The following is an 18,428-nucleotide window of genomic DNA, read 5'->3' as shown; positions in this document are numbered from 1 at the left end:
GGACACACACATACCCCAGGAGTCACCGATGAGCACGGCCACACCGGGCGGGCGGGCCGCGAGCGCCCCCCAGCAGACGGGTGCGACGGTGTGGCTCACCGGCTTGCCCAGCGCGGGCAAGACGACGATCGCCTACGCGCTGGCCGAGCGGCTGCGCAGCGAGGGCCATCGGGTCGAGGTGCTCGACGGTGACGAGATCCGCGAGTTCCTCTCCGCGGGCCTTGGCTTCTCCCGGGCGGACCGGCACACCAATGTGCAGCGCATCGGCTTCGTGGCCGAACTGCTCGCCTCCAACGGCACCATCGCGCTGGTGCCGGTGATCGCACCGTTCGCCGACAGCCGGGAGGCCGTGCGCAAGCGGCACCAGGTCGAGGGGACGCCGTATCTGGAGGTGCATGTCGCCACGCCCGTTGAGGTCTGCTCGGAGCGTGATGTGAAGGGCCTGTACGCCAAGCAGGCGGCAGGCGAGATCTCTGGTCTTACCGGCGTGGACGACCCGTATGAGGTGCCCGCCGACCCGGACTTGCGGATCGAGGCGCACCAGCAGGGTGTGCACGAGTCAGCGGCGGCACTGTACGCGCTGCTGGCCAGGCGGGGGGCTTTGTGAGCGGCGCACGCACGGCGCACGACGCACGCACAGCGATCGACAAGAGGAGCGAGCCCCCCATGACACCCCCCAACTCTGTCGGCGAAGACGCCGACAACCCGTACGCACTGCCCCATCTGGACGCCTTGGAGTCCGAGGCGGTGCACATCTTCCGCGAGGTGGCGGGCGAGTTCGAGCGGCCGGTGATCCTGTTCTCCGGCGGCAAGGACTCGATCGTGATGCTGCACCTGGCGCTGAAGGCGTTCACCCCGGCGCCGGTGCCCTTCGCGCTGCTGCATGTGGACACCGGGCACAACTTCCCCGAGGTCATCGACTACCGTGACCGCGCCGTGGAGCGGCACGGGCTGCGGCTGCACGTGGCATCGGTGCAGGAGTTCATCGACTCGGGCCGGCTTCGCGAACGCCCCGATGGCACGCGTAACCCGCTCCAGACGGTGCCGCTGCTCGACGGCATCGAGAAGAACCGCTTCGACGCGGTCTTCGGTGGCGGGCGGCGCGACGAGGAGAAGGCGCGCGCCAAGGAGCGGGTGTTTTCGCTGCGCGATGAGTTCGGCGGCTGGGACCCGCGGCGGCAGCGCCCGGAGCTGTGGCAGCTCTACAACGGGCGGCACTCCCCCGGCGAGCATGTGCGGGTCTTCCCGCTGTCGAACTGGACCGAGCTTGATGTGTGGCAGTACATCGAGCGGGAGAAGATCGACCTTCCGGCGATCTACTACGCGCACGAGCGCGAGGTCTTCGCACGGGCCGGCATGTGGCTGGCGCCCGGCGCCTGGGGCGGCCCGCGCGAGGGCGAGCGGATCGAGCGGCGCCTGGTGCGCTACCGCACCGTAGGCGACATGTCCTGCACCGGCGCCGTCGATTCGCAGGCGGCGACCATCTCCCAGGTCATCGAGGAGATCGCGGCGTCCAGGCTCACCGAGCGGGGTGCAACGCGGGCGGACGACAAGCTGTCCGAGGCCGCGATGGAAGACCGTAAGCGCGAGGGGTACTTCTAATGACGAGCATCATCACCGGGCAGTCCGAGCGAGCCGAGCAGACGCCCGCCACCTCGCTACTGCGCTTTGCCACCGCGGGCTCCGTTGACGACGGGAAGTCCACACTGGTGGGGCGGCTGTTGCACGACTCCAAGTCGGTGCTGGCCGACCAGCTTGAGGCAGTCGAGCACGCCTCGCGCCACCGCGGCTCCCAGGGCCCTGACCTGGCCCTGCTGACCGATGGGTTGCGCGCGGAGCGGGAGCAGGGCATCACCATCGATGTCGCCTACCGCTACTTCGCCACACCCCGGCGCCGATTCATCCTCGCCGACACCCCGGGCCATGTGCAGTACACCCGCAACATGGTCACCGGCGCCTCGACGGCTGAGCTGGCCGTGGTCCTGGTGGACGCCCGTAACGGCGTGGTGGAGCAGACCCGCCGCCATGCCGCGGTGGCCGCGCTGCTGCGCGTGCCGCACATCGTGCTGGCCGTCAACAAGATGGACCTGGTGGACTACGCGGAGCCGGTGTTCGCCGCCATTGCCGAGGAGTTCACCTCCTACGCCGCCTCGCTGGGCGTCCCCGGTTGGGGTAGCGCCGATGGTCCCAAGGAAGAGTGGTGCACGGCGATCCCCATCTCCGCACTGGCCGGGGACAACGTGGTGACGGCATCGGCGCACATGAACTGGTACGGCGGGCCCACCGTGCTCGAACACCTGGAGACGGTGCCGGTCGTCGCCGACCCGGCGCGCGATGTGGCCCGCTTCCCGGTGCAGTACGTCATCCGCCCGCAGTCCGCCGAACACCGCGACTACCGCGGCTACGCGGGGCAGGTCGCCTCAGGTGTGCTGCGCGTGGGGCAGCCGGTGGTGGTGCTGCCATCGGGGCGTACGAGCGTGATCGAGGGCATCGACGCGCTCGGGGACCCGGTGGACGCGGCCTGGTCGCCGCAGTCGGTGACGCTGCGGCTCGCCGACGACCTCGATGTGTCGCGCGGGGACCTGATCGCGCCCGCCGACGCCGCGCCGCGCACCACGCAGGACGTGGTGGCCACCGTGTGCCACGTGGCGGACCGGCCGCTGCGGATCGGTGACCGGGTGTTGCTCAAGCACACCACGCGCACCGTCAAGGCCATCGTCAAGGACATTCCGTCGCGGCTGACGCTGGACGACCTCTCCCAGCATCCGGCGCCCGACGAACTGGTCGCCAACGACATAGGTCGGGTGGTGCTACGTACCGCCGAGCCGCTCGCGCTCGACGCGTACGCCGCCTCCCGGCGCACCGGGTCCTTCCTCTTGATCGACCCGGCGGACGGCACGACGCTCACCGCCGGCATGGCGGGCCCGGCTTTCACAGCCACAGCAGCCGCATCAGCCACAGCAGCCAGTGCGGCCCGCGGCCTTGCCGATGGGCCGGCAGTATCGGGCGCTCAGTTTGGACCGAGCGGTGCGGAAAGGGGTGTTTGACATGGCAGGCGAGGCGTTTTCGACGTTCGCCAAGGAGGGCGGTCGCGTGGGCAGCGGCGCACTTGGCAGTGGGCAGGGCGGCGTTGGGCGATGTGCGTGCTAACCGCCCCGGCCACCCCCCGCCCCTTCGGCCATCCGGCCGGACCGTTCGTTCCCTTCCGAGAACCGGAACCACCGCCGGGTCCGCCGTGAGGCGTACCCCGGCTCGCTGAGAGGAACCACCTCTGTGACTGCCGCCCTCGCGCCCCGCGCCCGCAGAGCCGCCCGTCGTCGTCTACTGGCCGCTGCACTCGCCCCCTTGCTGATCGGCGCGCTGGGCGCCTGCGGCTACGGATCGGACAAGGAAGACGACGGCAAGAAGCCCGCGGCCAAGGCCAAGGGCGCCAAGCTCGACGGTCTTGACTCGGTGCGGGTCGGCTACTTCGCGAACGTCACGCACGCGACCGCGCTAGTGGGCGTTCAAGAGGGGCTGATTCAAAAGGAGTTGGGCGGCACCCAGATCAAGCCGTTCACCTTCAACGCGGGACCATCGGAGATCGAGGCGCTGAACGCCGGCTCCATCGACATCGGCTGGATCGGCCCCTCGCCCGCCATCAACGGCTACACCAAGTCCGGCGGCCAAAACCTGCGGATCATCTCCGGTGCCGCGTCCGGGGGCGTCTCGCTCGTGGTGAACCCGGACAAGATCAAGACGCCGGATGACCTCAAGGGCAAGCGGATCGCCACCCCGCAAAAGGGCAACACGCAGGACGTGGCGCTGCTCAACTACCTGGCAGGCAAGGGCTACGACATCGATGCCCAGACCGGCAAGGGCGATGTGTCGGTACTGCGGCAGGACAACAAGGAAATTCCGACCACCTTCAAGCAGGGCGGCATCGACGGCGCGTGGGTGCCGGAGCCCACCGCGTCCAAGCTGGTGGCCGAGGGCGGCAAGATCCTTCTTGATGAGCGGGACCTGTGGAAGGACGGCAAGTTCGTCATCACGAACGTGATCGTCTCGCAGAAGTTCCTCAAGGAGCACCCGAAGGTCGTCGAGGCGGTGCTGCGCGGGGCGGTCAACACCAATGACTGGATCAAGGCTCATCCGGACGCGGCGAAGAAGCAGGTCAACGCGGCACTGAAGAACCTCACGGGCAGCCAGTTGGACGAGAAGGTCCTGAGCCCGGCGTTCAAGAACGTGGATGTCACCAATGACCCGCTCGCGGAGACGCTGCGGGACCAGGCGCAGCACGCCGTCGATGCGGGGCTCGTGAAGGAGCCCAAGCTCGATGGCATCTACGACCTCACACTGCTGAACAAGGTGCTGAAGGCCCAGGGCAAGCCCAAGGTCAAGGACGCCGGGCTCGGCGTCAGCTAGCTCTCGCTACCAGCCGCCCCCCACGCCCCACCGCAGGTTCTTTTGCCGGGATTCCCCGGCGCCCCGGCTTTCCAGGAGGTGACCGCCATGTCCGCCACGCTCACCAAGCAGCCCCTCACGACGGAACGGTCGAGCAGTTACGCCGCTCGCATCGATCATGTGTCCAAGTCGTTCGGCCGCCCCGGCGCACAGCAGCAAGTGCTTGATGACATCGCACTCGATGTCGCGCCCGGTGAGTTCGTCTGCCTCCTGGGGGCCTCGGGGTGTGGTAAATCCACCCTGTTGAACCTCGTCGCCGGGCTCGACAAGCCGACCGCGGGAAGCATCGACGTCCCCGGCGGGCGGCCCGCCTTGATGTTCCAGGAGCATGCGCTGTTCCCGTGGCTCACGGCGGGCAAGAACATCGAACTGGCGCTACGGATGCGGGGGGTGCCGCGCGGGTCGCGCCGCACGGAGGCCGAGCGGCTGCTTGGCCTGGTGCGGCTGAACGGCTCGTACGGCAAGCGGGTGCACGAGCTGTCCGGCGGGATGCGGCAGCGGGTGGCGCTCGCCAGGGCCCTCGCCCAGGACAGCAAGCTGCTCTTGATGGACGAGCCGTTCGCGGCCCTGGACGCCATCACCCGCGATGTCCTGCACGACGAACTGACCCGCATCTGGGCCGAGACCCATGTCTCGGTGCTGTTCGTGACGCACAACGTGCGCGAGGCGGTACGGCTGGCGCAGCGCGTGGTGCTGCTCTCCTCGCGCCCCGGCCGAATCGCCCGCGAGTGGGACGTGGAGATCCCCCAGCCGCGCCGCATCGAGGACGCCGCCGTCGCCGACCTGTCCGTAGAGATCACCGAGCAACTCCGTGGGGAGATCCGCCGACATGGCCAGCACTGACACCCGCTCCCCAGGGGACCCCGAGCCACAGCACGCCGCCTCCGCCTCACCCATCGACGCGGGCAACACAGTCAACACTGTCAACGCGGGGCGCCCGGGAGGCGCGGGAGGCAAGGGCTCCGCAGCCGGCGCGTCCGATCAGCTCGCCGGGCTTGAGGCGGGCCTCGACGCGCTGGAGACGCATACCAAGACCCGGGTGCCGCTGGGCCGGGTGCTGCTCGACCAGGTCCTGCCGCCCGTCGTCGCCGTCGCGCTGGTCCTCATCGCCTGGCAGCTCGCGTACCACTTCGAGGTCAAGCCGCACTACCAGTTGCCCAGCCCCGCCGAAGTGGCGCGGGCGTTGCAGGACAAGTGGCTGGACGGCACGCTCCTCGGCTATGTGTGGGAGAGCCTGTCGCGCGGGGCGCTCGGCTTCGCCGCCTCGTTGATCATCGGAACGCCGCTCGGGCTTGTGGTGGCGCGGGTGTGGTTCGTGCGTGCGGCCATCGGCCCGATCCTCTCCGGCCTCCAGTCGCTGCCGTCGGTGGCGTGGGTGCCTGCGGCGATCATTTGGTTCGGGCTGACCAACTCCACCATTTACGCGGTCGTGTTGCTCGGTGCCGTTCCCTCGATCGCCAACGGCCTCGTGGCGGGCGTGGACCAGATTCCGCCCCTGTTCCTGCGTGCGGGCCGCACCATCGGCGCCACCGGATTCGCCGGCATACGGCATGTCCTGCTGCCGGCCGCGCTACCCGGCTACATTGCCGGGCTCAAGCAGGGCTGGGCGTTCTCCTGGCGGTCGCTGATGGCGGCCGAACTGATCGCCACTTCGCCTGAGCTGGGCACCGGACTCGGCCAGTTGCTCGACCAGGCCCGAGTGGACTCGGACATGTCGCTGGTACTGGCCGCGATCTTGCTCATCCTCATCGTGGGCATCGGCATCGAGCTGCTGATCTTCGCGCCGATCGAGCGGCGGGTGCTGCGCAGCCGCGGCCTGCTCGCGAGCAACCGCTAAGGGGCCGGCCCATGCACGCGACAGCGCTGGTGATCATCGCGCACGGCAGCCGCGACCCGCGGCACGCGGCAACCGTCTCCGAGCTCAGCACTCGGGTACGGGCCCTGCGGCCAGGGTTGCGGGTAGAGGTCGGCTACTTGGACTTCTGCGCGCCGAGCGTGCCACAGGTGCTGTCGCGGCTAGCGGCCGATGGCGTACGGGACGTGGTGGCGGTGCCGCTGCTGCTGACCCGCGCCTTCCACGCCAAGGCCGATATCCCGGCGGTGCTGTACGAGGCCAGCGCCGCATGGCCACAGCTGACCGTGCGGCAGGCTGCGGTGCTCGGCCCGTCCACGCTGCTGATCGACGCGCTGGAGCGTCGCCTGGCCGAGGCCGGGATACGCCCCGGCGACCGAAGCTCGACCGGGGTCGTCCTGGCCTCGGCGGGCTCATCAGACCCGGAGGCGATCGCAGTGATCGCTGAAATCGCGCGGGAGTGGCGGCACACCGGTTGGTGCGCCGTGCGGCCTGCGTTCGCCTCCGCGGCAGCCCCCCTCACCTGCGTGCCACGTACCGAGGACGCGGTGCGGGCGCTGCGGGCGCAGGGGGTGCGGCGGGTGGCCGTCGCGCCGTACGTCATCGCGCCCGGGCGGCTGCCCGACCGCATTGTGTGTGGCGCCGAACAGGCGGGGGCCGATGTGTTGGCCGATGTGCTGGGGCCCGCCCCGGAGGTGGCCGCGCTGCTGCTCCGGCGCTACGAGCAAAAGCGGGAAGCGCGAGCGGTGCGCACTTCGTTGGGCGTACCGCTCAGCGCCTGACTCCCAGCGGGTCAGGGCTCTCGCCGGGGGAGGCCGGGAGGGGGAAGGACAGCAGGTCGCGAGGGGAAGGACAGCAGGTCGGGGAGGGAAGGGCGGGGAGGGGGAAGAACGGGGAGGGTGTTCCGGACGCATGGCCGTGCTCTGCTCCACGGCTTCCGCGGCCCGGCACGCGGTCAGCTCGCGCTGTGGCTCAGGCTGTGCTTCGGCTCAGGCTGTGCTTCGGCTCAGGCTGTGCTTCGGCTCAGGCTGTGCTTCGGCTCAGGCTGTGCTTCGGCTCAGGCTGTGCTTCGGCTCAGACCGCGAGTCAGCTCAGCTCGCGAGTCAGCGCGATACGCGCCGCATGGCGTGCCCAACTCCACTGAACGCCCAGCTCAGTTGGCGCCGTACCCGCGTCACAGCCTGGCGGCCGGCCTCGCGGGCCATGAATGCCAGGATCGGCCGAGGGCTGGCCTTGATGATCAGGACGAAGCAGTCTGTTGCGCCGATCTGGTCCGTGAAGAACTCGTCGAGCTCGGGGTCTCCGCTGCGCGGCGCCTGCCCGTAGAGCTGGGACAAGATGCCGTTGAGGGCGTCCTTGACGACAAGCTTCTCGGGGTCGAAGGACTCCGGGCTGTGGCCGAGCCAGCGCATGGCCTCGCCGCCGATGCGGCTCACCTCGCCGGGCACCGGACGGTCCGGCTGCGGAAACACGCGGTCGGGTCCGAAGGTCTTGGTGAATCCGGCGTGTATGCCCGGGTTTTGCGTCCGTAGGATCACATAGGTGTGCCCGAACGGGTTGCGCAGCAAGATCTCGGATATCAGGAAACGTGCCTGCACTCGGGCGGTCAGCTTCGACCGCCGGTGCGCAGGTAGCAGGCCAGCGGCGTCCAGGTACACCGCGCTGTGTCCAGAGAACTTCTTGCGCTGATACCCGGCCCAGCCGACAACCTCGTCGTCCGGGGCCAGCGTCAGCGTGAAGTTGGAAACGTTGTCAAAGAAGTTCTGTTCCTTGCGTGCCTTCCAGTAGCCGGAGTGATCGGTCTCGAACGTGCGGGTGGCGACGTCGGCCACCACGTCAAAGATTCGGTCCCGGCAGCCGTCGGCCAGCTTGGCCGGGGCCGTCCAACTGGCCGAGCGGTAACCGTTGTGCAGATTGCGCACCTTCGGCGGCGCCGAGAACCCCCGCAGATCGGCTGCGCTTAGTCGTAACGTACTCACTGTCGGTCATCCTCACTTCTCGTGGCGGGTGCCATGATCGTGTAACAGTCTAGGCACGCTACGTTGCGGCAAGATGACTCGACGGCCAACAGAACGCCAGCCAAATACACGCAATCGCCGCAGGTGAACGGGCATGTGACCGAGGTAACTCCACGGGCCGTCCAGCCAGGTTTGCGCAACGGGAAATGCGGCGGAGCGATCGCTTCCGCGATGGAGTCAGCGCCTCCGCGCCACACTCGGCTCGACCGCCGGAACTCCCGCCTCCGCGGCGACCCCCATGACCCGGCGACTCGGCGAACCCCGCCGCCCCGGCGTGACCGTGAGGTGCCAGCCGCCGATGACAACGCTCGCCCGGCGGGCGGACAAGGCCCGGTGTCGCGACCTCGCGAGAGGCGACCCGTCGATAGACGTGGGCGACGGGGCGCCGGTCGCCGCGCCCCATGGGGGTTGGGCGCGACGACCGGCCGAATGGGCCGCACGCGAGGGCGATATGACGCCTCCTGTGCGCGGCATGCTCACACCCCGAAGGCGGCGGCGATCATCCCCGAGGAGACTCGAAACTCTGGCCGACCGGTAGCGGCCCGCACAACCAACTTGAGGTGTTGTGACATACCCAACGCCCGCCCAAGTCGCGCGAATGCGAAGGAAGACCTGCATACCGCACCTACGCTTTAGCGATAACTGACACGATGTACCCACATGTCATGCCCACGCCCTCAGTCTCCTTCGATGGGCCAGTAGCTGGCATGACTGCGCCATGCTCCGCTTCAGATGCGGATCACGATCTTTCCGCGGGTGCGTCCGCGCTCGGCGTGCGCGTGTGCGTCGGCGATCCGCCCCAGGGGGTAGGCCCGTTCGATACGGGGTGTGTAGCGGCCTTGCCGGCCCAATTCCCCGGCCGCGGACAGGAGGGCGGAGTCGTTCTCCGCGTTGACCACATGCGTACCCAGGCGCAGCCCGCCTGCGTGGTCGGCGACCGTCGCGACGCGCGTCGGATCGCCCGTGATCGCGACGAGGTCGTCCAGGGACCCGGAGGCCGCGGTGTCGAGCACGATGTCGATGCCGTGCGCAGCGAGAGCGGTCAGGCGCTGTGCGAGGCCGGGGCCATAGGTGGTGGGAACGGCGCCGAGAGAGGTGAGGAACTCGTGGTTGCGCTCGCTGGCTGTCCCGATCACGGTGGCACCGTGTGCCACGGCGATCTCGACCGCCGCGCTGCCCACGCCTCCGGCGGCGCCCTCGACGAGAAGGATGCGTCCCGCAAGGGGGCCGAGCGCGTTCAGGCCGCGCATCGCGGTCACGGACGCGAGACCGGCGCCCGCAGCCTGCTCGTCATTCCACGTGTCGGGGGTGTGGGACCAGGCCGAGAAGATGGCCAGCTCTGCGGTTGCGCCGGTGACACCACCCAGCCCGAAGACGCGGTCGCCGATGCTCACCCCCTGTACTCCGGCACCGATCGCGTCAACCACGCCGGCGGCGTCGCGCCCCGGAATGGCGGGCAACTCCTGGGGAAACAGCTGGTGCAAGGCCCCAGTACGCAGCTTCCAGTCGATGGGATTGACGCTGGCCGCCGCGACACGGACCCGGATCTCACCACGTTCGGGGTGGGGATCGGGGGCCTGCTCAATCACCAGGTTCTCCGCTCCGCCGTACGCATGGAAGAGGGCTGCGCGCATAATGTCCCGCCTTGCCTTGATGAGTAGCAGTGATGGTGTTCATTCGGCGCCCGCTACGGTGAACCAGACGTCGGCGTGAAGTTCACGTCGGCACGTCGCCTGCCTCCGGTCCAAGGAGGACGGATGCGGATCGGTGAGGCTGCCGAACGAGCGGGCGGCCATCCGCCCCGAAGACCACGTTCCGGCCCATCGTCGGAATAACTCCCGTTGAGCCGGTGCTCCGGAAGATATCCAGAAGGTCGGTCACCAACTGGATACCAAGAACGGCGATGGGAGACTCTCGATGACGCAACGGCCACCGCTGCCACCCGATTTGTTCGACGAGCTGTGCCCGTCCTCGGTGATGCCGTTCCGCTTCGGTGACAAATGGGCGCCCATGATCCTTCGCTGTCTGGACGACGGCCCGCGCAGATACTCCGAACTCCGCGTGCCCCTGGGCCGCGTCACACCGAAGGTGCTCACCCAGTCGCTTCGCGGCTTGGAGCGGAACGGGTTCGTGTCACGCACGGTGCACGCCGACCCGAAACTGCGGGTGGAGTACGCGCTGACACCACTGGGTCGCAGCATGCTGGAGCCGCTGGCCGCCACGTGCCAATGGACGGCCGAGCACTGGGACGAGCTGCTCGACGCCCGCGAGGGCGGCATCTCTTCCATCGGCTGACTCGAACCCGCGGTGGCGCGTGCCGCACCGGATGGCTCAGTTCCCCGAGCCGACGATGGCGGTCCACCTCTCCGATGCCCCGCGGCGCAAGCTGCGGATGGGGCAGCCCGCCTTCCTCGCCAGCGGGACGCTCTGCCGCCTGTCCAACGTCGTCAAGCGCTGTGAGCAGCGCGGCTGGGTCGTACGGACACCTGACCCGGCCGACGGCCGCTACACCCTCGCCGAGCTCACCGACGCCGGCTTCGACACCTTCGCCTGGCGGCGCCCACACACCTGCGCGCCGTACGCCGCATCGTCCCCGACTCGCTCAACACGACCGACCAGAAGACCCTCGCCCGCATCGCGCAGAAACTCCCGCATCGTCCCCGACGACGTCGGCTGACGGACTCGGATCTAGGAGCGGAAGGCCGCCCGAAGGAGCGCGCCGAACTCGGCGGGGTGTGTGGTCAGGCCGGTGTGCCCGCCTGGATACTGCTGGAGTTCCATGCCGAGACGCTCGGCCAGCGCGGCGGCAGGGCGATAGGGCAGCTCACCGCGCGAGTCCTGGCCGCAGGCCAGCACGAGCCGGTCTGACAGCGTCTCCAGCCGGTGGATGTCCGGGGCGTAGGACATGAAGCTGGGCACGATGCGCCCGACGAAGTACGGCAGGTCGGCCATCGTCTGCTCGGCCCGCGCCGCTGCTCGCGGCGGAAGCTGGAGCTGAGCCTTCGGCTCGGTGGGGGCGCCGCCCTCCTTCAGCCCCGCGGCGAACACGGCCATCGCCGGCATGAGCCCCTGCGTGTGCAGCGTCTGCTGCACACGCGCGAGGAGCGCGCGGTGTTCGGCGGCGTCCGGCAGGACCTCCACCACCGGCGGCTCGTGCGCCACGGCGCGTTCGACGCGTTCGGGGTGGGCGGTGAGCAGATGCAGGGTGGTGATCGCGCCCGAACTGGCGCCGAACACCCGGGCCGGCTCACCGGGTGACAGCAGTTCCAGTATGCGAAACGCGTCGTCGGCGTGCTCTGCCACGTGCTGCTCGGCCTCGGGGTCGTCCAGCGTGCTGCGGGACATGCCGCGCGGGTCGTAGGTCGCGACGGTGTATTCGGCGGCCAGGTCGTCGGCGACGCCGTCGAAGGAAGCGGCGCCGCCCGTTCCGCCGGGGATCAGCAGCAGGAGCGGGCCGTAGCCGCGCACTTCGTAGTGCAGGGTCGCGCCGTTCACGCGCAGGCTGCCGATGGTCGCGTCGGTCATGCCGAGTCTCCTTCTCGGGACGGGGGCCAGTGGTCCAGGAGGGTGTGTAGGGCATCGAGGGCGCGGACCCAGGAATGCTGCGGTGAACGCTGGTGCGCGAACCCGCCCGCGGCCTCCAAGGCGACGAACCCGTGGAAGGTGCTGCGCAGCAGCCGGACCGCGTCGGTCAGATCGGGCTCGGCCAGTCCGTAGCCGCGCAGCATGCCGTACGTCAGCTCTACCGCACGCCGCGGTCCTGGCGCTCTTGCGGCCAGTTCGGGATCGATCTGGATCGGGGTTTGCGTCGCCATGTAGCGGCCCGGGTGCGTGCGGGCGTACTCACGCCAGGCGTTGGCAAACGCGACCAGTGCGTCCTTGCCCGACTGCCCGGCGGTCGCCTCCGCGATACGGATGGTCTTTTCGTCCGCCGCCAGCAGCGCGATTCGTCCGCGCAGATCCTCCAGGCTGCGGACGTGGGTGTAGAGGCTGGCGTCCTTCACGCCGAGCCGCCATGCCACCTGCGACATGGTCATCTGGTCGAGCCCGACCTCATCTGCCAGTTCGGCGCCCGCAATCGTCACCCGCTCCGCCGTCAGCCCGGCCCGTGCCATGCGCCCTCCCCAGTTCCTAGGACCCCTAGGTATAACCTAGGAGCCCTAGGAATGCCAAGCGGGGGCGCGCTCACGTGCTGCCACCGGTGCGGTTGACAGCGGTCAGGCATGGTCATCAACACCCGTGCTACGAAGGCCCGTTGGTGGCCGTGCGCACTGAACGAGCTGCCGACGCAGGTGTTGGCTCTCTGCCACCAGGTGCCCGTTTCCGTGCGCTGCCCATCACCACCGATCGCTGCCGGCCATCGCCGGCCACCGCAGATCACTGCCGGCCACTGCCGATCACTGTCGATCACTGTCGATCACTGCCGAGATGGGAGCGCGCGGCGGTAGGCCGCGGGTTTCGGGCGATGACCGGCCAGCGTGCGTGACCACATGCGCACCGTGAGGCAACCTCACGGCAGGGCTCGCCATCCTCCCCTGACAAGAGGCCCATGATCTTTGGAGATTTCCGGTTGGGCCGATGACAAGGAGGATCACCTTGATCCGTGTCCCGCGCATGGTGACCGCTACCACTGCGGCGCTCATGCTGGTGGTGGGGCTGCCAGCGATGGCCAACGCCTCGCCGAGACCGGCGCACACGCCACCGCCCAGTGAGTCCATACCGTCCGTACCGCCGGGCAGTTCAAACGAGCAACTCCCAGCGGGTTGGCAGGTCACCGGGGAGGGCACAGCGCGACAGCTGGTCTGGCGGTCGTCCGACCAGGTGCCGATGGGCGATGCCCGAGTCGAGTTCTACGCCGGTGACAGGCTCCTTGGTCAACCGGTGCCGGGGAAGGACGGCCGTACGTTCCGGCTCGCGCTCGACGGCGCGCGCCTGGGACCGGCAAAGGAACTCCAGGTGCGGGCCGGTGGGCGCCGTCTCGACGCGCCCGACACGGCCCGGGCTCCACTGGCCCCGCGCCCCAACACGCCAATGCAGCGCGCCACTCCCCCACCCGCGAACCCGGTGGACCCGGGAAAGCCCGGCCCGTACCGCACGGCCAGCGGCGAGTACGCCCTGAAGTCCGTGCGCCTGCCCGACTTTCCCGCCCCGGTCGAGATGCGCGCCACCGTCGTGGGTCCGACCAACGCCCCCGGCCGGCGACCGCTCGCCCTGTTCCTGCACGGCCGCCACTACACGTGCTTCGGCAAGGGCGAAGAGACCGGCGACTGGCCCTGCGCGCCCGGCGCCAAGCAGGTTCCGAGCTACCGCGGATATCTGAAGGCCCAAAAGCTGCTGGCCTCGCAGGGGTACGTCACGGTGTCCATCTCGGCCAACGGCGTCAACGGGCAGGATTACGCGGCGGCGGATGGCGGCGCACAAGCCCGCTCGTCTCTCATACGACAGCACCTGGCCCGCTGGGCGGACTGGTCCGCCAAGCCAAAGGGGGCACCGGCCCCTGTGCGCGCGGTGTCCCGGACCGACATGTCCCGGGTGCTGCTGGTCGGCCACTCCCGAGGCGGCGAGGGCGTCAACCGCGCCGCGCTGGACAGCCTTTCCAGGCCGCCCGCCGCCAGTGACGGATATCAGGGCCCGGTGCGCTGGCGCATCCGCGGCAACGTCCTGATAGGCCCCACCATCTTCGGGCACAACCCGGTCCCCGATGTACCCTCCACGACCATCCTGCCGGGCTGCGACGGGGACGTATCCGATCTACAGGGCCAGACCTACGTGGATGGCACGCGCGGCGTCAGCCGTGGCGCCGCCCTGCACAGCGCGGTCTACATGGTCGGCGCCAACCACAACTTCTTCAATGCCGAGTGGACGCCGGGGCAGGCCCAGGCGCCCGCCGATGACGACTTCTCCCCCGACGACACACCGGACCGGGTCTGCTCGCCAGGCACCAAGTCCCGGCTGACCGCCACGCAGCAGCAGACCGCGGGAGCCACCTACATCGCCGCGTCGGCCCATCTCTTCGTCGCGGGTGACGACCGGGTGCGCCCGCTGTTGGACGGCTCGAACCGGCGCGCGCCCTCAGCGGGCGCCGCGCAGATACTCACCCACGCCGTGGGGGCCAAGCGCACGCCCGCCATCGTGCCGGACACCTCCGTCACCGTGACCGGCGGCCGGCTGTGCTCCCAGGTGACCCCGGACCCGGCCGCCTCGTGTCTGAATGGCGAAAAGGACGGTGCGTCACCGCACTTCAACCACTGGGAGACGCCCCGGGAGCCGGGCCGGTACGCGGTGGCGATGCGCTGGACCAAGCCGGGCTCAGCGGTCCAAATGCGCCCCGCGCGTCCGTTCTCCGTGGCGGGCAACGAGGCGCTGGCCCTGCGGGTGATCGTGCCGCCCAACACCACCGGCACCCCGCTTGACGTCGCCCTCACCGACACCTCGGGCCGCCGCGTGACGCTGGGTCGGGTCACCGTCGATGGGCTGCCCGGGACCGACCGGACCGCCTCCAGCTGGGGCCGCGAGGTGCGCGTACCGCTGTCCGCCGCCGCCAAGGCCAAGCTGAACCTCAAGCAGATAAAGGCCGTTGAGTTGACGCCGCGCAACCGTTCCGGACGGGCGTGGCTGATGGACGCGTGGGGCTGGCGCCCCGGTACCCCAGCGGTGCGCCCGGCCGAGTTGCTGCGCATGGACATCGGCCGGCTGACGGTCAAGGAAGGGAACTCGGGAACGCGCACGCACCACGTGCCGATACGGGTTACCGGGCACGGCAGTGGCCAGGTGCGCCTGTTCGTCGAGGAGCCGGGCGCGGATGAGCCCACCTCCCGGCTGGTGACGCTGCGCCCGGGCACCGACACCGTCGATGTGCCGGTCAAGGTGACCGGCAATACCCGCTACGGTGCCGAGGTCGGGCACAACGTGTTCGTGAAGGCGGTGCGCGGCGCGGTGATCGGCTCGCATCACGGCGGGGTGTTGGTCCAGAACGACGACCCAGCACCCACGATCACGGTGACGCCGGTCAAGGACCGGGTCACCGAGGGCCAGAGCCTGACCTGGCGAGTCTCGCTGTCCGATGTGGCCGACACGGAGCTGCCGGTCGATCTTGTCATCCTGCCGGTGTCTGGTGGCACGGAGCTGTCCACCCTGGACGTCAGCGCGCGCTGGCTGGACGACGTGTTCGGCGAGTCGCCGGCCCCGGCCCGGCCGCTGTCGAAGATGTACGACGAGCCGGGCGTGCCGGCCGGCGTGCCCGCGGGCAAGAAGAGCGTCGAGGTGAGCGTCCCCACGATCAAGGACAAGGTGGCCGAGCCGGAAGAGAAACTGCGGCTACAGATGGTCACCTACGACGACGACACCTGGGAGCCGAAGCCGGGGCCGGTGTTCACCGGCACGGTGCTGGACGCCTCATGAGCTCCGCGGCGTAACCAGCGGGCGCGCGACGCGCGGCGAGCCCTCACACGCGCCGCCGCCTGAACAACCCTGCCGGGCCCCGGCGTTGACCAGCTCACGGCTGGGCAGTGCCGGGGCTCCGGTGCGTTTTGGGCGGCGTGTGCGGGCGACACGTTCGGGCGGGGTGTCCAGGCGCCGCGAAACTGTGCGCGGCGGGGTGCCGTGTCCTGTCCTCAGCCATGGCGTACGGACCGTTTCGACAGCGCGGCCTCGATGAAGACGGCCGCCTGCCGGATCGCGCCCTCGGTCGCCGTACGCTCCGAGATGAGCAGCACCTTCGTCGTCCACCAGGACTCAGCGGCGTCGGGTGGGGGTGAAGCTCCCGTGAAGGCGCGCTTGGCGCGTGCTCACCCGGGACGACGTTCCGGGCCACACCGCATCGCACCACTCACAGCCGCGGCCCCGCCGCCGCCCCCGCTCAGCACAGACGCACGTCCACGCTCAGCGCTGGTAACGGGCCAGGACGCGGTTGCCGTCCGAGACCAGCCGGTGTTCGAGCTCGCCCTCCCCGATCGCTCCGCTGTAGAACTCCTGGAGTGCGGGGGTGGCGATCTTGTCCTTCCACTCCGGGTAGCCGCGTACGGACTGGGCTGGGGCCGGGCGCAGTTGGTCGGCCAGTGCGGTGCCGGTGGCCCAGCCGTGTCGGGTGGTGCGGAGCGCGGGGTCGGCCAGTGCGGTGGTTCCGGTGGGCAGGACCCAGTCGCCGCGCGCCAGGCGCACCATGTTGGCCGGTCGCAGCAGGAAGTTGATGAACGCCATGGCGTCCTCCTTGCGGTGGCAGTCCTCCGCGATCGACAGGGTCTGTGGGCTGACGCCCTGACGCTGATCGCCGCCGGGGCCCGCGGGTGCGGGCAGCACCATCCAGTCGAAGCCCTTCGGTGCCTGTTGGGTGATCTGCTGGCGGTAGGAGAAGCCCAGCGGCACCATCGCGTACCGGTCGCCGAAGAAACCCGGCAGCGTGTCGGCGCCGCCCATGCCCAGGGTGCTGCGCGAGGCGGACTTGTCGGTCACCGCCTGGTCGCGGATGACGCGGGGGACGATCTGGTCCCCCTTCGCGTAGCGGATGGTCACCTTGCCGTCGTCGCCTCGGTGGAAGAGTTGCCCGCCGGTGGACAGCGAGAGGTTGAGCGTTGCGGAGACCGGCTCCTTCAGTGGCCAGGCGACGCCGTAGGTGTCTTTGCGGGTCAGCCGCTGTGCGACGGACCGGAACTCCTCCCATGACCATGGCTCGTCCGCGGTGGGCAGCCGCACCCCGGCGGTGGTCAGCAGCCGCCGGTTGGCCATGATCATTCGGGGTTCCTGGAGGAACGGCACCCCGTACACCCGCCTGTTGAAGGTGGTGGTCTGCCAACTGTGCCCGGGAATATCCTGCCGCAACCGGTCCGACACCAGGCCGGTCAGGTCGGCGAGGTAACCGCCGTACGCGAAGTCCGCGAGGTCATCGGATGCGTCGTGGATGATGTCCGGCGCCTCGCCTCCTTCGAAGGAGGTGAGCAACTGGTCATGGGCGCTGGCCCAACTGCCCTGCACATAGCTGACCCGGGCCTTGGGGTGCGCCGCGTTCCACTGCGCGACGAGCCGCTTGTTTGCCGCCACCGACTCCTGCTGCCAGGCCAGGGAGAGGAAGCGCAGTCCGCCCCGGCCGTCGCCGCGGGAGCAACCGGGCAGCAGCGCTGCGGCGGCCGTGGCCCCCGCAGCGGTGAGGAGGCGGCGCCGGCGCACCGGCCCGCCGGCCGGCTCGCCGCTGGCCCCTTTGCCCGCCGCGCCACCGGGCATCAGTGCTTCACCGCCCCGGTCAGCATGCCGCCGGTGATCCGGCGCTGGATGACGGCGAACAGCACCAGCGAGGGCACGGTCGCCAGCAGCGCGGCGGCGGCCAGCGGGCCGAGGTCGGCGACCCCCTCGGTGCCGATGAAGTGGGTGAGGACGACCGGCATGGTCTGCTTCTCCGGGGACTTGAGCAGGACGAGCGCGAAGAAGAACTCGTTCCATGCGGTGATAAACGTGAACAGCGCGGTGGCCACGATGCCGGGCGCGAGCAGCGGGGCCGTCACGGAGACCAGGGTGCGCAGCTTGCCCGCGCCGTCCACGGCCGCAGCCTCCTCCACCTCGCGCGGCACGGCCCGTACGTACCCGGTGAGCATCCACAGCGCGAACGGCAGCGACCACACGACATAGACCAGGACGAGGCCGGCGAGTTCGTTGATGAGCTGGAGGTTCTTCAAGATCAGAAACAGCGGGATGATCACCAGGACGAAGGGAAACGCCTGGCTGACCACGACCCAGCCGGTGGCCGCGCGGGAGAGCAGGGAGCGGTGCCGGGCCATGACGTACGCCATCGGCGTCGCGAGCACCACCGCGATGGCGGTGGCGCAGCCGGCGGTGATCAGGCTGTTGCCCGCGGCGCGCAGCAGGGGCTGTTCGTCGAATGCCTGCCGGAAGTTGTTCAGCGTGGGGCGCTCGGGCAGCCAGGTCGGGTGCAGGGTGGCGAGTTCGGCCGGTGGTTTGAACGCGGTGGAGATCAACCACAGCAGCGGGAAGGCCAGGAAGACCAGGTAACACAGGAGGGCCAGGTACTGCCCGGTGCGGGCAGCTCGGCGCCGTGGGCCGAGCCGGGGCGCGCCGGGCCGTGGGCATCGGTGGCGGCTGGTGGCGCGGGCTGCTGCCCGGCTTCG

Annotated in this window: 16 protein-coding genes; 10 read left to right on the top strand and 6 right to left on the bottom strand. The window is 69.8% G+C overall.

Annotated features, from left to right (window positions below):
* Window positions 1-28 precede the first annotated feature (28 nt).
* The 7 genes from cysC to FHS42_RS15160 all read left to right on the top strand — a co-directional run bounded on the left by cysC (window position 29) and on the right by FHS42_RS15160 (window position 7,077).
* Window positions 29-607 (top strand): adenylyl-sulfate kinase, encoded by a 579-nt coding sequence (cysC, locus tag FHS42_RS15190; protein ID WP_184572753.1) that lies wholly within the window; start codon window positions 29-31, stop codon window positions 605-607.
* 59 nt (window positions 608-666) lie between these two features.
* Entirely contained in the window at window positions 667-1,602 is a 936-nt protein-coding gene (cysD, locus tag FHS42_RS15185) for a sulfate adenylyltransferase subunit CysD (protein WP_184572752.1), read from the top strand.
* Window positions 1,602-3,047 carry a sulfate adenylyltransferase subunit 1 gene (locus tag FHS42_RS15180; RefSeq protein ID WP_184572751.1) on the top strand — a complete coding sequence of 482 codons (1,446 nt, stop codon included), beginning with the start codon at window positions 1,602-1,604 and terminating at the stop codon, window positions 3,045-3,047. The genes cysD and FHS42_RS15180 overlap by 1 nt, the downstream gene beginning before the upstream one ends.
* A gap of 226 nt (window positions 3,048-3,273) precedes the next feature.
* Window positions 3,274-4,404: an aliphatic sulfonate ABC transporter substrate-binding protein gene (locus FHS42_RS15175; RefSeq protein WP_184572750.1), complete on the top strand. Its 1,131-nt coding sequence runs from the start codon at window positions 3,274-3,276 to the stop codon at window positions 4,402-4,404.
* A gap of 87 nt (window positions 4,405-4,491) precedes the next feature.
* Complete coding sequence (locus FHS42_RS15170; protein WP_184572749.1) at window positions 4,492-5,286, top strand: ABC transporter ATP-binding protein; 795 nt, start codon at window positions 4,492-4,494, stop codon at window positions 5,284-5,286.
* Window positions 5,273-6,280 carry an ABC transporter permease gene (locus FHS42_RS15165; protein WP_184572748.1) on the top strand — a complete coding sequence of 336 codons (1,008 nt, stop codon included), beginning with the start codon at window positions 5,273-5,275 and terminating at the stop codon, window positions 6,278-6,280. Before FHS42_RS15170 ends, FHS42_RS15165 begins: the two co-directional genes overlap by 14 nt.
* 11 nt (window positions 6,281-6,291) lie before the next feature.
* Window positions 6,292-7,077 (top strand): sirohydrochlorin chelatase, encoded by a 786-nt coding sequence (locus tag FHS42_RS15160; protein ID WP_184572747.1) that lies wholly within the window; start codon window positions 6,292-6,294, stop codon window positions 7,075-7,077.
* Window positions 7,078-7,398: 321 nt separating this feature from the next.
* Here FHS42_RS15160 and FHS42_RS15155 read toward each other — a convergent pair whose 3' ends face one another.
* Both FHS42_RS15155 and FHS42_RS15150 read right to left on the bottom strand, forming a co-directional pair.
* Window positions 7,399-8,274, bottom strand: a complete 876-nt coding sequence (locus tag FHS42_RS15155; protein WP_184572746.1) for a GNAT family N-acetyltransferase — start codon at window positions 8,272-8,274, stop codon at window positions 7,399-7,401.
* Between the two features lie 767 nt (window positions 8,275-9,041).
* Window positions 9,042-9,947, bottom strand: a complete 906-nt coding sequence (locus FHS42_RS15150) for an NADP-dependent oxidoreductase (protein WP_184572745.1) — start codon at window positions 9,945-9,947, stop codon at window positions 9,042-9,044.
* Window positions 9,948-10,230: 283 nt separating this feature from the next.
* Here FHS42_RS15150 and FHS42_RS15145 point away from each other — a divergent pair, with 283 nt between their 5' ends.
* Together FHS42_RS15145 and FHS42_RS15140 are read left to right on the top strand one after the other, a co-directional pair.
* Complete coding sequence (locus tag FHS42_RS15145; RefSeq protein WP_184572744.1) at window positions 10,231-10,608, top strand: winged helix-turn-helix transcriptional regulator; 378 nt, start codon at window positions 10,231-10,233, stop codon at window positions 10,606-10,608.
* A 19-nt stretch (window positions 10,609-10,627) separates the two neighbouring features.
* Window positions 10,628-10,990 (top strand): winged helix DNA-binding protein, encoded by a 363-nt coding sequence (locus tag FHS42_RS15140; protein ID WP_246494826.1) that lies wholly within the window; start codon window positions 10,628-10,630, stop codon window positions 10,988-10,990.
* A gap of 11 nt (window positions 10,991-11,001) precedes the next feature.
* On the opposite strand, the gene FHS42_RS15135 is transcribed toward FHS42_RS15140, so the two are convergent.
* Window positions 11,002-11,838 carry an alpha/beta fold hydrolase gene (locus FHS42_RS15135; protein WP_184572743.1) on the bottom strand — a complete coding sequence of 279 codons (837 nt, stop codon included), beginning with the start codon at window positions 11,836-11,838 and terminating at the stop codon, window positions 11,002-11,004.
* Complete coding sequence (locus FHS42_RS15130) at window positions 11,835-12,428, bottom strand: TetR/AcrR family transcriptional regulator (protein WP_184572742.1); 594 nt, start codon at window positions 12,426-12,428, stop codon at window positions 11,835-11,837. The genes FHS42_RS15135 and FHS42_RS15130 overlap by 4 nt, the downstream gene beginning before the upstream one ends.
* Window positions 12,429-12,909: 481 nt before the next feature.
* On the opposite strand from FHS42_RS15130, the gene FHS42_RS15125 reads away from it, so the two are divergent.
* Window positions 12,910-15,714 (top strand): alpha/beta hydrolase, encoded by a 2,805-nt coding sequence (locus tag FHS42_RS15125; protein ID WP_184572741.1) that lies wholly within the window; start codon window positions 12,910-12,912, stop codon window positions 15,712-15,714.
* A 480-nt stretch (window positions 15,715-16,194) separates the two neighbouring features.
* On the opposite strand, the gene FHS42_RS15120 is transcribed toward FHS42_RS15125, so the two are convergent.
* Window positions 16,195-17,529 (bottom strand): ABC transporter substrate-binding protein, encoded by a 1,335-nt coding sequence (locus FHS42_RS15120; RefSeq protein WP_184572740.1) that lies wholly within the window; start codon window positions 17,527-17,529, stop codon window positions 16,195-16,197.
* Complete coding sequence (locus FHS42_RS15115; protein ID WP_221476555.1) at window positions 17,529-18,326, bottom strand: carbohydrate ABC transporter permease; 798 nt, start codon at window positions 18,324-18,326, stop codon at window positions 17,529-17,531. Before FHS42_RS15115 ends, FHS42_RS15120 begins: the two co-directional genes overlap by 1 nt.
* Between the last annotated feature and the right edge of the window lie 102 nt (window positions 18,327-18,428).

Source organism: Streptomyces zagrosensis (assembly GCF_014203645.1).
Classification (GTDB): Bacteria; Actinomycetota; Actinomycetes; order Streptomycetales; family Streptomycetaceae; genus Streptomyces; species Streptomyces zagrosensis.
This window is presented reverse-complemented; position numbering and strand designations above follow the sequence as displayed.